The sequence below is a fragment of the Bradyrhizobium sp. 154 genome (assembly GCF_023073875.1).
Lineage (GTDB): Bacteria > Pseudomonadota > Alphaproteobacteria > Rhizobiales > Xanthobacteraceae > Bradyrhizobium.
The window spans coordinates 42,704-62,111 of record NZ_JADPKG010000085.1 but is presented as its reverse complement, the minus strand read 5'-3'; the positions used below and the strand labels follow the sequence as shown (position 1 = coordinate 62,111).

19 protein-coding genes are annotated in these 19,408 nt (G+C 63.1%); 9 read left to right on the top strand and 10 right to left on the bottom strand.

Annotation, left to right across the window (positions count from 1 at the left end; translation table 11 throughout):
• Positions 1-26 precede the first annotated feature (26 nt).
• Positions 27-377: a RidA family protein gene (locus IVA92_RS19845; protein WP_247280457.1), complete on the top strand. Its 351-nt coding sequence runs from the start codon at positions 27-29 to the stop codon at positions 375-377.
• A 306-nt stretch (positions 378-683) separates the two neighbouring features.
• Here IVA92_RS19845 and IVA92_RS19840 read toward each other — a convergent pair whose 3' ends face one another.
• Both IVA92_RS19840 and IVA92_RS19835 read right to left on the bottom strand, forming a co-directional pair.
• Positions 684-1,637, bottom strand: a complete 954-nt coding sequence (locus IVA92_RS19840) for a cation diffusion facilitator family transporter (protein WP_247280456.1) — start codon at positions 1,635-1,637, stop codon at positions 684-686.
• A 131-nt stretch (positions 1,638-1,768) separates the two neighbouring features.
• Positions 1,769-2,551 carry an SDR family NAD(P)-dependent oxidoreductase gene (locus IVA92_RS19835; RefSeq protein WP_247280455.1) on the bottom strand — a complete coding sequence of 261 codons (783 nt, stop codon included), beginning with the start codon at positions 2,549-2,551 and terminating at the stop codon, positions 1,769-1,771.
• 165 nt (positions 2,552-2,716) lie between these two features.
• Here IVA92_RS19835 and IVA92_RS19830 point away from each other — a divergent pair, with 165 nt between their 5' ends.
• From IVA92_RS19830 to IVA92_RS19810, 5 genes are all read left to right on the top strand, one after another.
• Complete coding sequence (locus IVA92_RS19830) at positions 2,717-3,892, top strand: zinc-dependent alcohol dehydrogenase (protein ID WP_247280454.1); 1,176 nt, start codon at positions 2,717-2,719, stop codon at positions 3,890-3,892.
• Positions 3,893-3,903: 11 nt separating this feature from the next.
• Positions 3,904-4,446: a hypothetical protein gene (locus tag IVA92_RS19825; protein ID WP_247280453.1), complete on the top strand. Its 543-nt coding sequence runs from the start codon at positions 3,904-3,906 to the stop codon at positions 4,444-4,446.
• 41 nt (positions 4,447-4,487) lie between these two features.
• Positions 4,488-6,086 (top strand): alpha-amylase family glycosyl hydrolase, encoded by a 1,599-nt coding sequence (locus tag IVA92_RS19820; RefSeq protein ID WP_247280452.1) that lies wholly within the window; start codon positions 4,488-4,490, stop codon positions 6,084-6,086.
• Positions 6,087-6,235: 149 nt separating this feature from the next.
• A complete protein-coding gene (locus tag IVA92_RS19815; RefSeq protein ID WP_247280451.1) occupies positions 6,236-6,415 on the top strand; it encodes a CsbD family protein in 180 nt (59 codons plus the stop codon).
• Positions 6,412-7,551 (top strand): DUF305 domain-containing protein, encoded by a 1,140-nt coding sequence (locus IVA92_RS19810; protein ID WP_247280450.1) that lies wholly within the window; start codon positions 6,412-6,414, stop codon positions 7,549-7,551. The genes IVA92_RS19815 and IVA92_RS19810 overlap by 4 nt, the downstream gene beginning before the upstream one ends.
• Before the next feature lie 87 nt (positions 7,552-7,638).
• Here IVA92_RS19810 and IVA92_RS19805 read toward each other — a convergent pair whose 3' ends face one another.
• From IVA92_RS19805 to IVA92_RS19785, 5 genes are read right to left on the bottom strand one after another with little or no spacing between them, the layout of a single operon-like run.
• A complete protein-coding gene (locus IVA92_RS19805) occupies positions 7,639-8,643 on the bottom strand; it encodes a nitronate monooxygenase family protein (RefSeq protein ID WP_247280449.1) in 1,005 nt (334 codons plus the stop codon).
• 24 nt (positions 8,644-8,667) lie between these two features.
• On the bottom strand, positions 8,668-9,855 hold the full coding sequence (locus IVA92_RS19800) for an acetyl-CoA C-acyltransferase (protein WP_247280448.1): 1,188 nt from the start codon (positions 9,853-9,855) through the stop codon (positions 8,668-8,670).
• A 14-nt stretch (positions 9,856-9,869) separates the two neighbouring features.
• On the bottom strand, positions 9,870-11,000 hold the full coding sequence (locus IVA92_RS19795; RefSeq protein ID WP_247280447.1) for an acyl-CoA dehydrogenase family protein: 1,131 nt from the start codon (positions 10,998-11,000) through the stop codon (positions 9,870-9,872).
• A 23-nt stretch (positions 11,001-11,023) separates the two neighbouring features.
• Positions 11,024-12,205, bottom strand: coding sequence for an acyl-CoA dehydrogenase family protein (locus IVA92_RS19790; RefSeq protein ID WP_247280446.1), 1,182 nt, complete (start codon positions 12,203-12,205; stop codon positions 11,024-11,026).
• Between the two features lie 14 nt (positions 12,206-12,219).
• The gene (locus IVA92_RS19785) at positions 12,220-12,957 is read right to left on the bottom strand and encodes an SDR family oxidoreductase (RefSeq protein WP_247280445.1); all 738 of its coding nucleotides are present in this window, start codon (positions 12,955-12,957) and stop codon (positions 12,220-12,222) included.
• 361 nt (positions 12,958-13,318) lie between these two features.
• Here IVA92_RS19785 and IVA92_RS19780 point away from each other — a divergent pair, with 361 nt between their 5' ends.
• Together IVA92_RS19780 and IVA92_RS19775 are read left to right on the top strand one after the other, a co-directional pair.
• Positions 13,319-14,059, top strand: coding sequence for an SDR family NAD(P)-dependent oxidoreductase (locus IVA92_RS19780; RefSeq protein ID WP_247280444.1), 741 nt, complete (start codon positions 13,319-13,321; stop codon positions 14,057-14,059).
• The gene (locus tag IVA92_RS19775) at positions 14,059-14,736 is read left to right on the top strand and encodes a glutathione S-transferase family protein (protein ID WP_256464860.1); all 678 of its coding nucleotides are present in this window, start codon (positions 14,059-14,061) and stop codon (positions 14,734-14,736) included. The genes IVA92_RS19780 and IVA92_RS19775 overlap by 1 nt, the downstream gene beginning before the upstream one ends.
• A gap of 26 nt (positions 14,737-14,762) precedes the next feature.
• On the opposite strand, the gene IVA92_RS19770 is transcribed toward IVA92_RS19775, so the two are convergent.
• Both IVA92_RS19770 and IVA92_RS19765 read right to left on the bottom strand, forming a co-directional pair.
• Positions 14,763-15,962 (bottom strand): CoA transferase, encoded by a 1,200-nt coding sequence (locus IVA92_RS19770; protein ID WP_247280442.1) that lies wholly within the window; start codon positions 15,960-15,962, stop codon positions 14,763-14,765.
• Positions 15,963-16,036: 74 nt separating this feature from the next.
• The gene (locus tag IVA92_RS19765; protein WP_247280441.1) at positions 16,037-16,669 is read right to left on the bottom strand and encodes a 2-hydroxychromene-2-carboxylate isomerase; all 633 of its coding nucleotides are present in this window, start codon (positions 16,667-16,669) and stop codon (positions 16,037-16,039) included.
• Positions 16,670-16,902: 233 nt separating this feature from the next.
• Between IVA92_RS19765 and IVA92_RS19760 the strand changes: the two genes are divergently transcribed.
• The gene (locus tag IVA92_RS19760) at positions 16,903-17,415 is read left to right on the top strand and encodes a helix-turn-helix domain-containing protein (RefSeq protein ID WP_247280440.1); all 513 of its coding nucleotides are present in this window, start codon (positions 16,903-16,905) and stop codon (positions 17,413-17,415) included.
• Between the two features lie 171 nt (positions 17,416-17,586).
• Here the strand turns inward: IVA92_RS19760 and IVA92_RS19755 are convergent, their stop codons facing one another.
• Entirely contained in the window at positions 17,587-19,389 is a 1,803-nt protein-coding gene (locus IVA92_RS19755; protein WP_247280439.1) for an AMP-binding protein, read from the bottom strand.
• Positions 19,390-19,408: the final 19 nt, after the last annotated feature.

Sequence of the window (19,408 nt, the reverse complement as noted above, 5' to 3'; positions counted from 1 at the left end):
TCCCCTCAAGCCACAACGGTCTCATCATGATCAAGCGCGTCTCGCCTTACGAAGGTCTGCTCCACGAAGTGGTCGAGCACAATGGCGTGCTTTACATCGGTGGAATCGTTCCCGAGGACACGAGCCTCGATATGTCGGGCCAGGCAAACGACGTCCTCCGGCAACTGGCGCAGCTGCTGAAGACCGTCGGATCCGATCTGACCAACATCTTGCAGGTGACCATTTACATGACCGACCTGAAGGAGAAGGCCGAGTTCAATGCGGCCTGGAAGGCGCACTTTGCAGAAGCTCATCTGCCGGCGCGGGCCGCAATTGGCGTCGCCGATCTCGGCTCGGGCGTCAAGCTCGAGATGACCGCCATCGCTGCGCGACAATAGTGGTGCAGGCCGATCCGCTGTGCGGATTCGCGTGGCGGTCGCAAAGCGCGTCCGCTTCCCTCAGGGATTCTGCGCTCGAAGCACACTGATGTAGATCCCTTGCGTTAGAATGGCTGCGGCCGTTGGGGACCTGTGTTGTTTGACTGGGATGATCTCAAGTCCCTGACGGCGATGGCCTGTCGCGGCCAGCACGCTCGCGCCCGCAGAATTTCATGACGGCTGCAATACGCTCGCTGCATCACATCTGCCAAGGCTCGGAGCTTTCTTTGGCTTGGTGGTGCCGGGCGCCGCAAACGCCGCCGGTGGCTAGGACCTCCGGCTCCAGCGTTTCGCCCGAACGGCGTGAAAGCGCGCGTTCGTCTGGGGCTTGATGAACAGGGCCGCGACGCTCGGATGATGCTTGCGGATTTCACTCTCGAGCGAGATCACGCATTGCTCGATATCGTCGGCGCGCTTCTCGTCGGCGAACTCGACGCTGAGGGCGGCGACGATCTCGTCAGGGGATAGTTGTACCGTCAGGAGCCCGTTGGCTTGTAGCACACCCGGCGAGCGCCGCGCGATCTCGAGGATCGATCGCGCAAGCTCAGGGTGCGCCGGCTCGCCGATCAATAGACTCTTGCTCTCGCGGGCGAGCCCGACGGACGTGATCCCCAGGAGAATCCCGATCAGGATCGAGCCGACGCCGTCCCACACCGGCTGCGCCAGCCATACCGCCGCCGCCGTTGCCGCGGCCGCAATGACGATACCGACCAGCGCCGCACTGTCCTCGAGCAGCACCATGAAGGCGGGCGGGTCCTTGCTGCGGACAAAGGCCTGATAGTAGCCAAACCGCGCCGCGTCCGAGCGGAAACGCCGCAGTGCGACCAGCCACGAGGCGCCCTCGAACAGGAACGACAGCCCGAGCACGATGAAACTGACGATGGGATCCTCGATCGGGTCAGGCGCGACGACATGCACGACGCCCTGATAGAGCGAGACGCCCGAACCGAGCGCAAAGATCAGCAGGGCGACGATGAAGCTCCAGAAATACAATTCGCGCCCATAGCCGAGCGGATGGGATTCGTCCGCTGGACGGCTGGCGCGACGGTAGCCGTAGAGCAGCAGCACCTCATTGGAGGTATCGACCACGGAGTGCACGGCCTCGCTGGTCATCGCCGAGCTTCCCGTCCATATGGCGGCGCCGATCTTGGTGACCGCGACGAGCAAATTGCCGGCAAGCGCGGCATAGACGGCGGTCTTCGATGATGATGCAGCGGCCATGTTCACCAACGCCAGTCCTCCTCTGCAGTCGGCGGCCCCGCCGGTTACGCAAAGGTCAGCGCTTTCGCCGGCAAAGCGGACGGAACCAGACGCCGTTTACGGCGAGCCGCGAGAGTTGGTGCACTCACGCGCTACGATTTTGCCGTGCCCGGCTCGGCCATCTTCCGATGCTGCTTGGCCAGCATCTCGTTCGGCGTGATGTTGGCGACCGTCGTCTGGATCTTGTTCTTCAACCCGGTGACGATATCGGCCTCACCCCGCAGCATTGCATCGAAGCCGGCCTTGGCTACGTCGTAAGCGCCATCCTTCTGCTCGGTGCCGACCTTGGTGTCCATCATTTCGGCCCGGCGGAAGAATTCAGTGTCGGTGGCGCCGGGCATCAGGCAAGTGACGGTGACACCGCTATCGCGCAGCTCTTCGCGCAGAGCGAAGGAGAACGAGTCAAGAAAAGCCTTGGAGGCGTTGTACACCGCCTGGAAGCTGCCGGGCGTGAAGCCGGCGACCGAGCCCGTGATGAGAATGCGCCCGGAGTTGCGGCGCAGCATCGCATTGCCGACGCGGTGGATCAGGTCAAGCGTGCCGGTGATGTTGGTGTCGACGACGCGCCTGATGCGTTGGAAATCCTGATCGAGGAAGGCCCGGCCGAGGCCGATGCCGGCATTCGCCAGCAGCGCGTCGATCGGCCGGTCGGCAATCGCGGCGCAGAGCTTATCGACACCTTCAGTGGTGGCGAGATCGGTCTCGACCGGCTCCACGCTACCGCCGAGCCTACGCAGGTCGACGGCCACCCGCTCGATCGCGGGCTCGTCCGCGGCGATGACGAGATTGAAACCTGCCTGGGCGCAGCACCTGGCGAGTTCCAGGCCAATACCGGTTGAGGCGCCGGTGACGACGGCGAGTTGATTGGCGGGCATAGGGCATATCCTTGCGGATTGGGATGATGACGCCCAATCGCCCGACCGGCCACCCTGTTCCAATTTCGCCCCAAGCTCGTGCAGTGCGAGGAATTTGCGCGTCGCATAGCAACCATCGTTCATTCCTGGACTTAGATGCCACGTGATTGATGGCGGAGGACGGAGATGAAGGCGCTGGTATGGCATGGCAAGGAGGACATCCGGTGCGACAGCGTCACCGACCCGGAGATCCAAGACCCGCGGGACGCCATCATCAAGGTCACGAGTTGCGCCATCTGTGGTTCGGACCTGCACCTCTTCCACAATTTCATCCCAGGCATGCTGCCCGGTGACATCATGGGCCATGAGACCATGGGTGAAGTGGTCGAGGTCGGCTCCGGCGTCGACGGCAAGCTGAAGAAAGGCGACCGCATCGTCGTGCCGTTCACCATCATTTGCGGCGAATGCGACCAGTGCAAGCGCGGCAATTTCTCGGTCTGCGAGACCACCAACCGCAAGCGTCATCTGGCTGAGAAGGTGTTCGGTCATTCCTGCGCCGGCCTGTTCGGCTACACGCATCTGACCGGCGGCTATCCCGGCGGGCAGGCGGAGTATCTGCGTGTGCCCTATGCCGATGCCACGCACATCAAGGTTCCCGCCGGCATCCCCGACGAGCAGCTGTTGTTCCTCAGCGACATCTTCCCGACCGGCTGGCAGGCCGCGGTGCAGTGCGACATCGAACCGACCGACACTGTCGCGATCTGGGGCTGCGGCCCGGTCGGGCAGATGGCGATCCGCAGCGCCATCCTGCTCGGCGCCAACCAGGTGATTGCGATCGATTGCCTGCCCGAGCGGCTCAGCATGGCGGAAGCCGGCGGCGCCACCACGATCAATTTCGAGACCGAGAGCGTGGTTGAACGGCTGAACGAACTCACCGACGGCAAGGGACCGGAGAAGTGCATCGATTGCGCCGGCATGGAGGCGCATGTGATGGCCTCGCAACCGGACACGCTGCTCGACCGCGCCAAGCAGATGGTGATGCTGGAGAGCGACCGGCCCCACGTGCTGCGCGAGATGATCTATGTCTGCCGTCCCGGCGGCATCATCTCGGTCGCGGGCGTCTATAGCGGCTTCTCTGACAAGATGCCGATGGGCGCGTTCATGAACAAGGGGCTGACGATGCGGACCGGCCAGACCCACGTCAATCGCTGGACCGACGACCTGCTCCGCCGCATCGAGCAAGGCGAGATCGATCCGTCCTTCGTCATCACCCATACCGTGCCGCTCAGCCAAGGCCCCGAGATGTACCAGGTGTTTCGCGACAAGCGGGACTCCTGCGTCAAGGTCGTGCTGAAGCCCTGAGGAAGTCCGCCATGTTTCACTTCTCCAACATCGTCCGCACCAAGGGTGATCCGAAAATCCTCGAGGGCGGGCCGAGCCTGAAGCGACCGGAAGACCAGCTCGCCCGCGCGCTCGGCTGGTTCAGTATCGGTCTCGGCGCCGTGGAATTCCTTGCGCCACGGCGCATCACCGCGACGCTGGGCATGGAAGGCCATGAGACGCTGGTCCGCGCCTTCGGCGTGCGGGAGATCCTTGCCGGGATCATGTCGCTGTCCGTGGACAAGAACGCCGGCCTCTGGGCCCGCGTCGGCGGCGACGGCCTCGATGCCGCCGCGCTGCTCTCCGGACTGACATCCGACAATCCCAAGAAAAGCAATATCGCGCTGGCCCTCCTGATGGTCGGGGGCATCGCCATGCTCGACTATCGCGCCGCGCAGGACACCAGGCCGCGGCGGCCGCCGCGCGAAGCAAGGCGCAAGCTCTATCCGAACCGCAGCGGCTTCCCCAAGGGGCTGGAAAACGCCAGAAGCGGCGCGAAGCAGATCGCCGCGCACCCCATGCCCGAGCGATCCTGAGCTCGCGCGAGAGACCAACCGTAACGAGGTGAATCGAGGCAATGAACGAATCCCGTGACGAACGCGCGTGGTGGCAATCCGCAGTCGTTTATGAAATCGCGCCGATCTCGTTCCAGGATTCCAATGGCGACGGCAAAGGCGACCTCGCCGGCTTGATGTCGCGGCTCGACTACCTGAAATGGCTCGGCGTCGATGCGGTGTGGCTCACGCCGATCTACCGCACCCCCTTTCGCGATTTCGGCTATGATATCTCCGATTATTGTTCAATCGACCCGAGTTTCGGCACGCTCGACGCGTTCGATCGCCTCCTCAGTGCCCTGCACGCGGAAGACATCCGGGTCATTCTCGACCTTGTCCCCAATCATACCGCCGACGACCATGCCTGGTTCGTCGAGAGCAGCAGTTCGCGCCACAGCGCGAAATCCGATTGGTACGTCTGGGCCGATCCGGCCGAGAATGGCGGGCCGCCGAACAATTGGCTCAGTCGTTTCGGCGGCAGCGCCTGGGAATGGTGTGAGGCGCGGCGGCAATATTATTACCACTCCTTCCTGGTCGAGCAGCCCGACCTGAACTGGCGCAATCCGGACGTGAGAGCAGCGATCGCCGACGTCATACGCTTCTGGCTCGACCGCGGCGTCGACGGCTTTCGCGTCGATGCCAGCGCCGTGCTGATCAAGGACGATCTCTTGCGCGACAATCCACCGAACCCGAAAGCCAAGGACAGGCCGCCGCCACAACGCCATACGCTCGTATTTACCGACGACCGGCCGGAGACGATGTCGTGCATCGAATTCATCCGGGAGGTGATCGATGGCTATCCGGACCGGGTGTTGTGCGGCGAAGTTCAGGGCAAGATCGACCGGATCGGCCACTTCTACGGCAACGATCGACCTCGCCTGCACCTGCCGCTGAATTTTGCGCTGCTGGACTCGCAATGGGACGCGCTGTCGCTCCAGGCGACCATCGACGCCTATCTCAACGCCATTCCCAAGGGCGCTTGGCCGGTGTGGGTGATCGGCGGGCATGACAAGCAGCGGATCGCGAGCAAGATCGGTGCGGCGCAGATGCGCGTGCTCGCGATGCTGTTGATGACGCTGCGTGGAACGCCGTTCTTCTTCATGGGCGACGAGATCGGCCGCAAGCGCGTTCCCATTCCGGCCGATCGCGTTCACGATTCCTTCGAGAAGCTCGTGCCGGGCTATGGACTTTGCCGCGACCCCGAGCGCGCGCCGATGCGCTGGGATGACGGCGAGAGCGGCGGATTCACCACGGGCAGCCCGTGGCTGCCCCTCGGGCCCGGCGATGCGCCAAACGTGGCGCAGCAGAGACGGGACGAGCGTTCCCTCCTGGCGCTGTTTCGCGCGCTGATCGCGTTACGGCGCGAGCATGCCTGTCTGCGCGACGGCAGCCACGCGCCGCTACGCTCGCAAAACGACGTGCTCGCCTTCAAGCGCCTGGCGGGCCCAAGCGAAGTGCTGGTCGCGCTCAACATGGCCGCCGAGCCGCGAAGATGGCACTGGCAGGGCCGCGGGCGCCTGCTGATGTCGACGCACCTGGACCGGCCGTGCGAAGCATTGCCGGATGCATCGATCCTGCTTCGGGGCAATGAAGGCGTGATCATCGAGCTCGCGCGGCGATGATCGGAGGAACCATCGGCGCGCCGAGGAGTCTGATCAACGCCTCCGGCATCTCCCCCCGTGCTGCCGGACGCATTTTGGACGAAACCGCTAGCTCCGGCGCTCATTCCCCCCTTTGGGGCCGGGGCGGCGGCGTGAGCTTGGAGGCTGCAATGGGCAAGGTGAAGGGTCTTAAGCAGCGGATCGCCGGCAAGGCGAAACAGGCCGTCGGCGAGATCGTCGGGGATCAGGAACTCCACGACGACGGCAAGGCCGAGGCGGAGCGCGGCCGCGACGAACAGGACAAACCGAGCGAGCTCAATCCGCTGAAGAAGCTCCAGCAGCTGACGTGAACGCGCCGTCCGAGCCGGCGCTTTACGTCACCAGGAGGCGACGCCGCTCGCGCTGGACCGCGGCCATCGCGCTCGGCCTGATCAGCAGCACCTTCTCGACCATCGTGAGCCAGCTCTTCGCCGCCCGGATCGGCCGCGATGCAGCGGTCGACTGGATGATTGTCGCCACCATTCCGGCGCGCGACTGGGCGATCAGCGCCGAGCCCTCATGGAGCGCGGTCGTCACCGGCATCGCGTTCCATCAATGGGCGGACTTTTCCTGGGCGGTTGTCTTCTTCGGCGTGCTGGGACGCTGGACGGCGGACTTGCGGCCGCTGACGATCCTGCTGCTCGCGCTGCCCTGGGCGGTGTTTTCCTCAGGCATGGAATGGTTCGTGCTGGTACCGCTTTTTCCGTTCTGGCAGCCCCTGTTCACGCTGCAGCAGCCCTACTGGATCGGGCTTCTGGTGCACGGCTCGTCGGCCGTGATGTATCCCCTGTTCGCGCGGCTGCGCTGGGCCCACAGCGATACGCCCGCCCGCGATCTGCGCTTCACCAATGCCTGGATCACCGGCGCCCTGGTCGTGATCGCACTGCTCGGGACGATCGCTTTTTTCGGCCGCCATGGCTACGAGCTGCCGTGGATGGGACGCGACAGGGATGTCGACCAAGCCTATATCCGGCACATGACCACCCACCACGCGCAAGGCATCGAGCTTGCGCGGATCGCAACCGAGCGTGCGCAAGACCCGCATTTGCAGAAGCTCGCGATGCTGATGATCGCAAGCCAGACCGGCGAGAAAACAATCTTCGAGAACTGGTGGCTGAGCTGGTTCGACACGGAGATGCCGGACTGCACCGCGCAGGAGCGCTCCGCCATGCCGGGCTTTCTGACGCCGGCCGAGATGCGTCAAGTCAGGATCGCCGCGCCCGAGGCGTTCGCCCGCCTCTTTGTCGAGATGATGACGTTGCATCATCGGGGTGCGGTGAAGATGGCGGACCAGATGTGGCATAGCCGTGGCGATCCGCGCCTGCGCATCATGGCTCATGCCCTCCGCCATGAGCAGCAAGGTGAGATCGCGCTGATGCAAGGCGTGAGCGGCGTCGCCGCGGTGGCGACGGCCTTTCGCAACATGTTCGGCGACAACGTCAATTGAGCGCGAGGAACCTTGGCTCGCATCGATGCGGCAGGCCAAGTCTCTTTGCTGCTCGATCCACAAAAGGCCGAGCCGCTCGCCGCGGCTTCACGCCACCTTCAGCGCGGCCCCGCTGTCGGCGTCGAGAAATCCCGTAAGCCTGCCCCTAATCAGTCGCTCGGCATCCGCCATGATGCGGTCGACCAGCTCCTTCACGGTTGGAATGTCGCGGATGAGCCCGACGACCATGCCGCAGCTCCAGGCGCCCGCGTCCATATCGCCCTCGATCATCACCTTGGGATAGACGCCCGCCACCTGATCATGGATGTCGTCGATCTTGAGGCTCTTGCCTTTCTCCCGCTCGACCCCGAGCAGCTGCTCGACGCCCTTGTTGTTCAGGACCCGCTCGGTGTTGCGGAGCGCCCGCATGACCAGCCTTGTATCGAGCTCCGACGCCCGCACCAAGGCATTCTTGACGTTCTCGTGCACCGGCGCCTCCTTGGTGGCGATGAAGCGCGTGCCCATGTTCATGCCGGCGGCGCCCATTGCCAGCGCCGCAACCAGGCTGCGCGCGTCCGCCATGCCACCGGAGGCAACAAACGGGATCGTCAGTTCCTCGGCCGCACGCGGCAACAGGATCATGTTGGGCATGTCGTCTTCGCCCGGATGGCCGCCGCATTCGAAGCCATCGACGCTGACGGCATCGCAGCCGATCTGCTCGGCCTTCAGCGAATGTCGGACCGAGGTGCATTTGTGGATCACCTTGATGCCGCCCGCCTTCAAGGCCGGCATGTACTGTTCGGGGCTGCGCCCGGCGGTTTCGACGATCTTGACGCCGCCCTCTCTGATCGCAGCGATGTATTCCGGATAGGGCGGCGCGCTGAAGGTGGGCAGGAAAGTCAGGTTCACCCCGAATGGCTTATCCGTCATGTCGCGGCAGCGCGCGATCTCCTTAGCCAGCAGTTCCGGCGTTCGCTGCGTCAGGCCGGTGATGATTCCGAGCCCGCCGGCATTCGACACCGCGGCTGCGAGTTCGGCAAAGCCGACATAGTGCATCCCACCCTGGATGATCGGATGTTCGATGCCGAACAGTTCAGTGATCGCTGTCTTCACGAATGACCTCCCCGCGTTTTCCGCTCAGTGAATGATTTCGAACAGTCCCGCCGCGCCCATGCCGCCGCCGATGCACATGGTCACCACGCCGTACTTTGCCTTGCGCCGCCGGCCCTCGAGAAGGAGGTGGCCGGTAAGCCGCGCTCCGGTCATGCCGTAGGGATGACCGATCGCGATCGATCCGCCGTTGACGTTGAGCTTGTCCGGGTCGATGCCGAGCTTGTCGCGGCAATAAATCACCTGCACCGCGTAAGCCTCGTTCAGCTCCCAAAGATCGATGTCGTCGATCTTGAGGTCATGGCGCTTGAGCAAGCGCGGGATCGCGACGATCGGGCCGACGCCCATCTCGTCGGGTTCGACGCCAGCGGCGACGAAGCCGCGGAAGATGCCGAGCGGCTTGAGGCCCTTCCTGGCCGCGATCCTGTCGCTCATGATGACGCAGGCCGAAGCACCGTCCGAAAGCTGGCTGGCATTGCCCGCGCTGATCGTTTTGCCTTCGAACACCGGCTTGATCCTCGACAGGCCCTCGGCCGTGGTCTCGGGGCGTGGGCCTTCGTCCTTTGTCAGCGTCACCTCCTCGTAGGTGACCTCCTTGGTGTCCTTGTTGACAAGCGCCATCCTGGTCGTGAATGGCACGATCTCGTCGTTGAACCGGCCGGCCTGCCAAGCAGCGCCGACGCGCCGTTGACATTCGAGACTATATTCATCCTGCTTGTCGCGACCGATCTTGTAGCGCTCGGCGACGATCTCGGCGGTCTCGAGCATCGACATGTACATTTCGGGCTTCATCGCCATCAGCTCATCGTCGACGGCGTGGAACTTGTTCATGTGCTCGTTCTGCACGAGACTGATCGACTCGATGCCGCCGCCGATCGCGACTTCGACGCCATCGAGCATGACCGACCGCGCTGCAACTGCGATGGCCTGCAGCCCCGACGCACATTGGCGGTCGATGGTGGTGCCGGCGACGGTGACCGGCAGGCCAGCGCGGATCGCGCCCTTGCGGGCGACGTTCATCACCATGGTGCCTTGCTGCATCGCGCAGCCCATCACCACGTCCTCGACTTCGCCGGGCGCGATGCCGGCCCGCTTCACTGCTTCGGCCATCACATGCCCGGCCATGGTGGGGCCGTCCGTGTTGTTGAGCGCGCCGCGATAGGCTTTGCCGACGCCGGTCCGAGCCGTGGAAACGATGACTGCTTCAGTCGTCATGCTGGCCTCTCTGTTTACGCGGCTGCGTCCAGCTGCGCGTAGCGCAGCACGTGGAACGCGGGATCGCCGAACTGGATGTTGATGGAGGAGATTCGCTTGAAATAATGTCCGACGTTGAGCTCGTCGGTCATTCCCATGCCGCCATGAAGCTGTACCGCCTGCTCGGCGACGAACTTGCCGGCATAGCCGATCTTCGACTTGGCGCCCGAGGCGAGCCGCGGGAGTCCCACATCGCCCGCAGCGAGGCTGAGGTTGAGATGTTGCAGCAGGGAGAGCGCCTCCTGATGCGCGATGAACATGTCGACCATCCGATGCTGCAGCACCTGGAAGGAGCCGATGGTGGTGCCGAACTGCTTGCGGGTCTTCGAATATTCCAGTGTGGCGGAATTCAGCTCGCCCATCGCACCGACGCCTTCCGCGCAGAGCGCGCCGATCGCGCGATCGCGGCAGGCCTCCAGCGCGGCAACGCCCTCGCCTTCCAGTCCGAGCAATTGCCCGCGAGCCTCGCGCAGGCTGATCTCGGCGGCGCGGCGGCCGTCGATGGTCTTGAAGCTCTGAAGATCGACGCCGGCGGCGCGGCGATCGACCACGAACAGGCTGACGCCGCCACGGTCACGGTCATCGCCGGAGGTCCGGGCCGAGACGATCAGATCGTCGGCCCACGGCGCGGCGATCACCATCGTCTTCGCGCCGCTCAGGATGTAGTCATTGCCCTCGCGCCGCGCCGTCGTCGTGACATTGCCAAGATCGAAGCGCGATTCCTTCTCCGTCCAGGCCAGAGCCCAGGTCTTTGTGCCGTCGATGATGCCGGGGATGAAGGCTTGTTTCTGCTCCGGCGTGCCAATCTGCTCGATCAGGCCGCCGGCCAGCACCACCGTTTCGACGAAAGGCTCGATGACGAGGTGCCGGCCGAACTCATGCATGATGATCATGGTCGACAAGGGACCGCCGCCGAGACCGCCGACCTCCTCGGAGAACGGCGCCGCGAGCAACCCGAGCTCCGCGAAGGCCTCCCAATGCTTCCGGCTGAAGCCTTGCTCGCTCGCCACGATCTTGCGGCGCGTGTCGAAATCGTATTGGTCGCGCAGCAAACGCTGGACGCTGGATCGCAGCATGTCCTGCTCTTCCGTAAACTGGATGTCCATCCGATCCTCCCGATGCGCCGCGCCTAAAGACCGAGCACTGCTTTGGCGATGATGTTTCGCTGGATCTCGTTCGATCCGCCGTAGATGCTGAGCTTGCGCGCGTTCAGATATTTCTCCGACGCGGTATGAGCGTACTCCGGGCCCGGCATGAAGTGGTTGGTGCTGATCGGATGCTCGCGGATCGCAAGGCCGTAATTGCCAATCGCGCGATGAGTGAGTTCGGTGATGCTCTGGAATATCTCGGTGCCGCGGATCTTGAACAGCGACGCCGCCGGCCCCGGGTCGATGCCGCGCGCCATCTGGGCGACCACGCGCAATTCGGTCGCCTCCAGAGCCAGGACATCGAGCTCGATGCGGGCGATGTCCCGCAGAAACTCGAGATGTGCCGGATCGTGCGCTGGTATCTCGGCCTTCACGATCTGCTTCAGCTTCCCGATGTAACGGGTCGACCGGCCGATGCCCGCCATGCTGGTCCGCTCGTTGCCGAGCAGGAACTTGGCGTAAGTCCAACCTTTGTTCTCCTCGCCGACGAGGTTCTCCACCGGCACGCGGACGTTCTCGAGGAAGACGTCGTTGACCTCGTGGCTGCCGTCGATCGTGATGATCGGCCGCACGGTGACGCCGGGCGACTTCATGTCGATCAGCAGGAAGGAGATGCCGGATTGCGGCTTCGCGTTCGGGTCGGTCCGCACCAGGCAGAAAATCCAGTCGGCGTGCTGCGCCAGCGTGGTCCAGGTCTTGTGGCCGTTGACGATGTAGTGGTCGCCGTCGCGCACCGCCTTGGTTCTGACGGTCGCAAGGTCCGAGCCGGAGCCCGGCTCCGAATAGCCCTGGCACCACCAATCGTCGCCGGAGAGAATCCGCGGCAGGAAGCGCCTCTTCTGCGCCTCGTTGCCGAACGTGTAGATCACCGGCCCGACCATGGTCACGCTGAACGCGAGCGGCGGCAGCGTTCCGGCCCGGGAGGTCTCCTGCTCGAAGATGAAGCGTTGCGTGATCGACCAGCCCGGACCGCCATACTTCTTGGGCCATAACGGCGCGATCCAGCCCTTATTGTAGAGAATGCGATGCCAGAGCAGCGATTGCTCCTTGGTCAAATCGGTCTCGGGATTCGGAACGCGCATTTCCGCCGGATAATTCTCTGCGATGAAGGCGCGCACCTCATCGCGAAAGGCAGCGTCCTCACTGGAAAGATTGAGCTCCATCGCAGCGGTCTCCGCTACCACTTCTCACCGAAGGGGCGGATCTCCAGCTCGAAGGTCCAGGCGCTGCGCGGCTGCTGATACAGCAGCCAATAGGATTCCGCGACCGACGACGGCGGCATCAAGAGATCGGGATTGTCGAGGGCGTCCGGACCGAGCGCCTCGACCCGCCGCTGGCGCACCCATTCGGTGTCGACCCCGGAGTCGATGATGAGATGCGCAATGTGAATGTTCTTCGGCCCCAGTTCGCGCGCCGCGGCTTGGGCAACGGCCCGCAGACCGAACTTGGCACTGGCGAAGGCGGCATAGCCGATGCCGCCGCGCAGGCTCGCCGTGGCGCCGGTGAAGAAGATGTTGCCCTTGCCGCGAGGCAGCATCAGCCGCGCGGCTTCGCGGCCGGCGAGAAAGCCGGAATAGCAGGCCATCTCCCAGACCTTGCGAAAGACGCGCTCGGTCGTTTCCAGGATAGGGAAGTTGACGTTGGCCCCGATGTTGAAAATGCAGACCTCGAGCGGCGCATGTTTGTCGGCGTCTCCCAGGAAGGAAATGATCTCCTCCTCCTTGCGCGCGTCGAGCGAACGCGCGTGGATTTCGCCGCCGGCCGCCTCTATCTCCTTGACGAGCGGATCGAGCTTGGCGCCGTTGCGGCGCCCCGCAAACACTGTGAAGCCCTCGGAGGCAAACTTCTTTGCGATCTCGCTGCCGATATAGTCGCCGGCACCAATCACGGCCACGGTTGCGTTTCTCTTCTGCAAGGGTCGTCTCCCGGATTAGGTTAGATCTGTTGAAGCTGCTCTGCCGGTGCCGGAGCATCCCGCATAATGCGCTGTCCGCGCACCGTGATCACCCGGTCGCCGGCGATATCGACCGCGCCTGAAAGAGCCCGCCACTGCCAACCTCCCGAACGATCGGCCCGGTTCTTTGTCAAGGCCTATTCGGATTGGAGTTAACGTTCTTTTTTAGAACTCGTCAATTGCTAAATTGCCATCCGGCGATTTCGCGCCGGAACGGCAGAGTAGCTGTCGCTTTTCTTTGGACTTACAGAACGTCGTTTACAACATTGCTGCGAACGGCTAGCTATAGGTATCAAATAAGAACTTATAGGGAGAAGCGATCATGGAAGGTCCCGGCGTGGCGATCCTGGTGGGCGCGGGCGATGCGATCGGGGCCGCCGTCGCCCGGCGCTTTGCCAAAGGCGGCTACACAGTTTGCATCTGTCGGCGTGACGCAACCAAATCCCAGGCGCTGGTGGACGAGCTGACGGCTGACGGCCATCGCATCCATGCCTTCAGCGTCGATGCGCGGCAGGAAGCCGAGGTCCAGAAGCTCTTTTCCGATATCGAAAAGAAGATCGGACCGATCGAGGTCTGCCTTTTCAATGCCGGATCGAACGTCAACAAGCCTCTCGTGGAGACCTCCGAAAAACTGTTTTTCAAGGCCTGGGAGCTGGCCTGCTACGCCGGATTTCTCGTCGGGCGCGAGGCCGCGCGCGTCATGCTGCCGCGCGGGCACGGCACCCTTTTCTTTACCGGTGCGACGGCCAGCATTCGCGGCGGCCAGGGGTTTGCGGCGTTTTCGTCGGCGAAGTTCGGGCTTCGCGCGGTGGCTCAGGCCATGGCGCGCGAGCTTGGGCCGAAGAACATCCACGTCGTCCATCTCATCATCGACGCCGGTGTCGACAGCGAAGCCATCCACCAGCGCATGAAAGCGGCGAAGGGGATCGAGGCAAGCGAGATCCCGCCGGACAGCCTGACGAAGACCTCTTCTATCGCAGAAGCCTATTGGTTCACGCATCAGCAGAGCCGCGACGGCTGGACCCATGAACTCGATCTTCGCCCGTCGGTGGAGAAGTGGTGATGAGTACGACACCCGACCTCACCCTGTGGGGTGCCGGAACAAGCCGCACCATTCGTGCACATTGGGCGATGCACGAACTCGGCTTGTCCTACAAGGTCAAGCCGATCGGACCACGGACAGGCGAAACCAAGACCGCTGAATACACCCGGCTCAATCCCCGCCAGAAGATTCCGCTGTTGCAGGATGGCGACTTCTGCATCGGTGAAAGCGCCGCGATCGTCGCGTACCTGTCGCGCATGTATTCCACGCCGGAGCGCTCGCTGATTCCGGAAGCCACCCGCGACTATGCCGCGTGGCTCGAATGGTGCTTCTTTGTCGTGGCCGAGCTCGATTCGACGAGCCTCTATGTCATGCGCCGTCACCGGGCGGATGCGCTCGGACACATCTATGGCGTCGCCCCCGAGGTCGTCGCCCAAGCCGGCCAATATTTCCAGCAACAATTGCGGCATGTGGAGGTCGCGCTGATGGACGGGCGCCAGTTCCTGATGGGCGACCAATTCACCAGCGCCGACCTCCTGCTCACGACGTGCCTCGATTGGGCCATCGCTTATGGGGTCGACATTTGCGACAATGCGCACCCATACCTTGAGCGCATTCACGGGCGGGACGCGTATTGCAGAGCCCAGGCGGCGAATGTTCCCGTGGCGCCAATTACGCCGGTATCGGCAACCGTCTGAGAGCAATCGCCGGTGCGCGCTTCCGTCTATACGGCCGCGCGCACGCTGCGCTCGGCGATCATCTTGTCGATGGCACGGTCGTCGTAGCCCAGATCGCGCAGTACCTCGCGCGAATGCTCGCCGACCCGGGGGGCCGGCCCGCCGATCGCGGCCTGGTTGACCTCGAAGCGAGCTGCCGGCCTCGGCTGCCGCACCCGGCCGACCTTCGGCTGATCGAATTCGGCGATGATGCCGCGGGCCAGGACCTGTTCGTTGTGGATGATCTCGGCCCGACGCAGGATCGGCGCGCAAGGCACATCCGCTGCGTCGAGGCGTTCCAGCCATTCGGCTGTCGTATGCTGGCTGATGTATTCCGCCATCTTGTTGATCCGCGCGGTGGCATTGACCGAGCGCGCCGCTGGCGTCGCAAAGCGGGAATCCTTGGCGAGCTCGGGGTCACCGGAGGCACGGCAAAAGCCCTGCCATTCGGAATCGGAGATGGTACCGGCGGTGATGTAGCCGTCGCTGGTCTTGAACACCAAGTCCGGCCGATCATTCGGATCGGCCGCGGCTGCCTCGGCGCCGACCACCGTGTACTGCATCATTCCTTCCGGCCAGAGGTAGGAGATCATCGTATCCAGCATCGCCACTTGGATGTGGTCGCCCTGCCCCGTCTTCTCACGGGCATAGAGCGCAGCAGCCACGGCCTGCGCGGTGAACACCGCGGTGGTCTTGTCGCAGACGATGGTGCGGATCATCTGCGGGCGGTTCGTGACCGGCTGCGACTGGATATCGGCGAAGCCGGACAAGCCCTGAATGATCGGATCATAGACCCGTTTCTTCACGTAGGGGCCGCTATCACCGACGCCGCTGATCGAGACGTAGATCAGGCGCGGATGGCGCTGGCGCAATTCCTCGACCCCGAGACCGAGGCGTTCCATGGTACCTGGCCGGAAATTCTGCACCAGGACATCGGACTGCGCGATCAGCTTGGCGAGCACCTCGCGCCCGGACGCGCTCTTGACGTCGATCGACAGCGAACGCTTGCCGCGGTTTGACGAGATGAACAGTGCGGAGAACTCGCCCTCCTTGTCGATGGTGGCACGGCTGCGGCGGGTGATGTCGCCACCGATTGGCTCGATCTTCAGCACGTCGGCGCCCTGGTCCGCCAGAAACATGGTCGCGAACGGACCCGACACCACGCCGGTCAAATCGAGCACTCGAACGCCGTGAAGTGGTCCGGGCATGGGCATTCTCCCTGAATTTGCGTTTGCTTTGGGTCCGACTGGCTTTCGCCACTCAACCTGGACAGTCGGCGCCGTCAAGCCGTCTTGGAAACAGGTTGTCTGGTCTGCTCGAGGATCGACTCCTCGACGTCGCGGATCTGGTCCTTGCCGAAGAACATCTCCTTGCCAACGAAGAATGTCGGTGAACCAAATGCACCGCGGCTGACGGCGTCATTGGTCAGATCGATCAGCCTCTTCTTGACGTCATCCTGCTGCGCGCGCGCAATCAACCGGTCGATGTCGATCCCCGAGGACACGAACGCGCTCCGGAAAATTTCCGGATCATCCATCTTCTTGGGCTCTTCCCACATATGATGATAGGCGGCACGGAAGTAGGGCTCGAACATACCCTCGAGCTGGGCGGCGACAGCGCCACGCATCAGCATCAGCGTGTTGACCGGGAAGAATGGATTCTGGCGAAACTTCGTGATGTTGTGGCGGCGGATGAACCGCTGGGTCTCCAACGCCTGGTATTCCGGCTTGTTTTTGATCCCGCGAAGCGAGTCGAACGGCGACATGTTGCCGGTCGCCTTGTAGATGCCGCCGAGCAGAACCGGGACATACGCGAACTTCACGCCGGTGCGCTGCTCGATGCTGGGAATGACAACTTCCGCCAGGTAGGCGTTCGGGCTGCCGAAATCGAACTGGAATTCAATCTTCAGGGTCATCTGGGCCTTCTCCCGGAGAGCGAATGGCGGTCACCGGCGATCCGATCGCCAGCCCGAGGTTCGGTCAAGCATATAGTTCTGAAATAGAACTGTCAAACGTACCTGCAATCTGCTGATTTGGCCTACCGGGAGGGGTATTGTTTGGAATTCAGTACCTATCTAGAATGCGAAGCCCGTGGCCGGCCTCCGTGGCGATTGGAGACGGCCCATGCCGGGACGATTGGAGTGGGTGAATGAAGTGGAAAGAGCTCGAGGAAGAGCCATGTTCGATGGCCCGAACCATCGGCGTGATCGGCGATCGCTGGACTCTTCTGATCCTGCGCGAATGCTTCCTGCGCACGCGCCGCTTCGAGGGATTTCAATCGGCGCTCGGGATCACGCGGCACTTGCTCGCCGAACGGCTGAAGAAACTGGTTCGCCAGGGCATCCTGCGCCGCATTCCTTACCAGGACTCCCCCAAGCGCCACGAATATATCCTGACCCAGAAGGGCCTCGACCTCTATCCGATCATGATGGCGATCGTGCATTGGGGCGATACCCACATGGTCGACGAGCGCGGCCGGCCCTTGCTGCACCAGCATCGCAAGTGCGGAAAGGACTTCGATCCGGTCATGGTGTGCTCTGAATGCGGCGAGCCGCTGTCGGCCAAGGAGGTTCATACTCACCCTGGGCCGGGTGCGCGCAGCACCCCGGCGACGGCGGCGCCGGAGGTCCGAAAGACAAAGGCACGCTCGCGCGCCGCTTGAGGCCTGCACATCGAGGGCCTCGTGCCAGAGATGGCAATACGAGGAGGAAAGCGGCGTCGGCGCCCATTGAACCTGCTGCCACACACTCCGTCCTGATCTGGCGGCCCGCCGAAGACGGGCGTCTCGTTGAATGTCGCAGCGAAGCGGTCTTTCAAATGCGATTGCCCTGCCCTACACCCGCGCCACGTCCCGGCATGGTTCGTTCGCATAGAGACGTTCAACCTGCTCGGCGCGAACTTTGAGCACCGCGCGCTGGTTGACATAGGCCTTGTCGGTGATTTCTCCTGCTGCCATCGACGGCGGATCCTTCAGCAGGGAGAAGGCGCAGACTCGTTCGCTGCTTCCGACCGCCTCGTTGTATTCCCGAAAGCGGTCCTTCAGAAACTGAACCACGACAGGATCGCAGCTCAAATCAACGGCTGCAGTCTTGGATATCCGGCCTGCCTCGGTCGGGTTCAGCCAGCACAGCAGCGCGCACGTCTCGCGATTTTCGCCCGCAACAACGATGTCCAGCAAGACGCCACGTGTGGCGGCCAGGATTGCCGCACGCATGTTTCCGATTGAGACCCAGGTGCCATTCGCAAGCTTGAAGTTCTCGGAAATTCTCCCGGTAAAGCGAAGGCCCCGCTCCGGTCTCTGCGGATCCAGAAACGAGACGGTATCGCCAATGCGATAGAATCCTTCTTCGTCGAAGGCCTTTTCCGTCAGATCGGGCCGTCCGAGATAGCCGGGCGTAACGTTGGGGCCCTTGACCCGGGCCTCGTAGGTATCGGAGACCGGAATGAGCTTGAGCTGCAGCCCCGGCGCGGGAAGACCGATCTCTCCGGGCTGATCCGTTGCCCAATGCGTCGTGCTGATCGTCGGCGCGGTTTCGGTCGTGCCGTAACCCGACATGACCGGAATTCGCCGGCCGGTGGCGGCAAATGTCAATCGATAGAGTTTCTCGAGAGTGTCCTGAGAAATTGCGGCGCCAGCATAGCTCAATCGGTCCATCCGCTTGAACACGCTGGCGCCAAGGTCGAGGTCGTTCTCGATTGCATCACATAAGAGGTTATACCCGGCAGGCACGTTGAACATGGCGGTTGGCGAGATCTCCCTGAGATTCTCGACCGTTTTGTGAAAGAGATGCGGCAGCGGCCGGCCATCATCGATATAGAGCGTCCCGCCATTCCTGAGGATGCCGTGAAGGATGACATTACTACCCATCGTATGGTGCCAGGGCAGCCACTCCACCTGGACCGGCGCATCGGGCGGAGACACCAGCAGACTTCCCATTTGCAGGGAGCTTGCCATCATGCGGTGGGTGTTGAGCACGCCCTTGGGGAAGCCGGTCGAACCGGACGTGAAGAGAATTTTCGCGACGGCGTCACAAGGCACCTCCCGCGATGCGCGCTCGAATCCTTCGCGCCCGGTTCGCGCCGTCAGAACCTGAAAAGGCACTGTGTGGGGCGCACCATCGACGCTGATCCAGGTCGCGGCCACCAATTCCGGAATGGCGCGGCCGGCGGAAAAGTCGCGTCCGCTTTGAACGAACACAAAGCTCGGACGCAGCACTTCCGCGATGTCCTTGAGACGTGCGAGGCCCCCCGGCATCACGGTGTAGTTCGGCGAGATCGGCGCCAGGATGACCCCGATCGACATCGCCGCAAACGAGATCACCGCGTTCTCGATGGAGTTTCCGGAAAGGACCGCCAGCTTGTCGGCTGGCCTTGCGCCCATATCGATCAGGCCTTGGCCGACCGCCTGAACCTGCGACCATGCCTCACCATAGGTGATCTCGTCCCATCCTCCCTTCGCATTGCGTTGCGCAAGGAAAACCCGATCCGGAACGGCATTGGCCCAACGCGGCAGAAAATCGGTGATGCGCCAGTCGCACGGCGTCCATTCAAGAGGCGAGCTCAAGATGAGCGTGCCGTCGGGGCGACGCTCGATCGAAACCTCGCGCGGGGCAAACGTCAGTGCCGTCGTCGACATCGAAAATGATCTCCCGAAT

Coding starts and splice junctions, on each gene's coding strand:
- IVA92_RS19830 (WP_247280454.1), top strand. CDS start 2,717: ATGAAGGCGCTGGTATGGCATGGCAAGGAGGACATCCGGTGCGACAGC.
- IVA92_RS19835 (WP_247280455.1), bottom strand. CDS start 2,551: ATGCCCGCCAATCAACTCGCCGTCGTCACCGGCGCCTCAACCGGTATT.
- IVA92_RS19765 (WP_247280441.1), bottom strand. CDS start 16,669: ATGACCCTGAAGATTGAATTCCAGTTCGATTTCGGCAGCCCGAACGCC.
- IVA92_RS19775 (WP_256464860.1), top strand. CDS start 14,059: ATGAGTACGACACCCGACCTCACCCTGTGGGGTGCCGGAACAAGCCGC.
- IVA92_RS19820 (WP_247280452.1), top strand. CDS start 4,488: ATGAACGAATCCCGTGACGAACGCGCGTGGTGGCAATCCGCAGTCGTT.
- IVA92_RS19815 (WP_247280451.1), top strand. CDS start 6,236: ATGGGCAAGGTGAAGGGTCTTAAGCAGCGGATCGCCGGCAAGGCGAAA.
- IVA92_RS19790 (WP_247280446.1), bottom strand. CDS start 12,205: ATGGAGCTCAATCTTTCCAGTGAGGACGCTGCCTTTCGCGATGAGGTG.
- IVA92_RS19760 (WP_247280440.1), top strand. CDS start 16,903: ATGAAGTGGAAAGAGCTCGAGGAAGAGCCATGTTCGATGGCCCGAACC.
- IVA92_RS19800 (WP_247280448.1), bottom strand. CDS start 9,855: ATGACGACTGAAGCAGTCATCGTTTCCACGGCTCGGACCGGCGTCGGC.
- IVA92_RS19770 (WP_247280442.1), bottom strand. CDS start 15,962: ATGCCCGGACCACTTCACGGCGTTCGAGTGCTCGATTTGACCGGCGTG.
- IVA92_RS19845 (WP_247280457.1), top strand. CDS start 27: ATGATCAAGCGCGTCTCGCCTTACGAAGGTCTGCTCCACGAAGTGGTC.
- IVA92_RS19780 (WP_247280444.1), top strand. CDS start 13,319: ATGGAAGGTCCCGGCGTGGCGATCCTGGTGGGCGCGGGCGATGCGATC.
- IVA92_RS19840 (WP_247280456.1), bottom strand. CDS start 1,637: ATGGCCGCTGCATCATCATCGAAGACCGCCGTCTATGCCGCGCTTGCC.
- IVA92_RS19825 (WP_247280453.1), top strand. CDS start 3,904: ATGTTTCACTTCTCCAACATCGTCCGCACCAAGGGTGATCCGAAAATC.
- IVA92_RS19755 (WP_247280439.1), bottom strand. CDS start 19,389: ATGTCGACGACGGCACTGACGTTTGCCCCGCGCGAGGTTTCGATCGAG.
- IVA92_RS19795 (WP_247280447.1), bottom strand. CDS start 11,000: ATGGACATCCAGTTTACGGAAGAGCAGGACATGCTGCGATCCAGCGTC.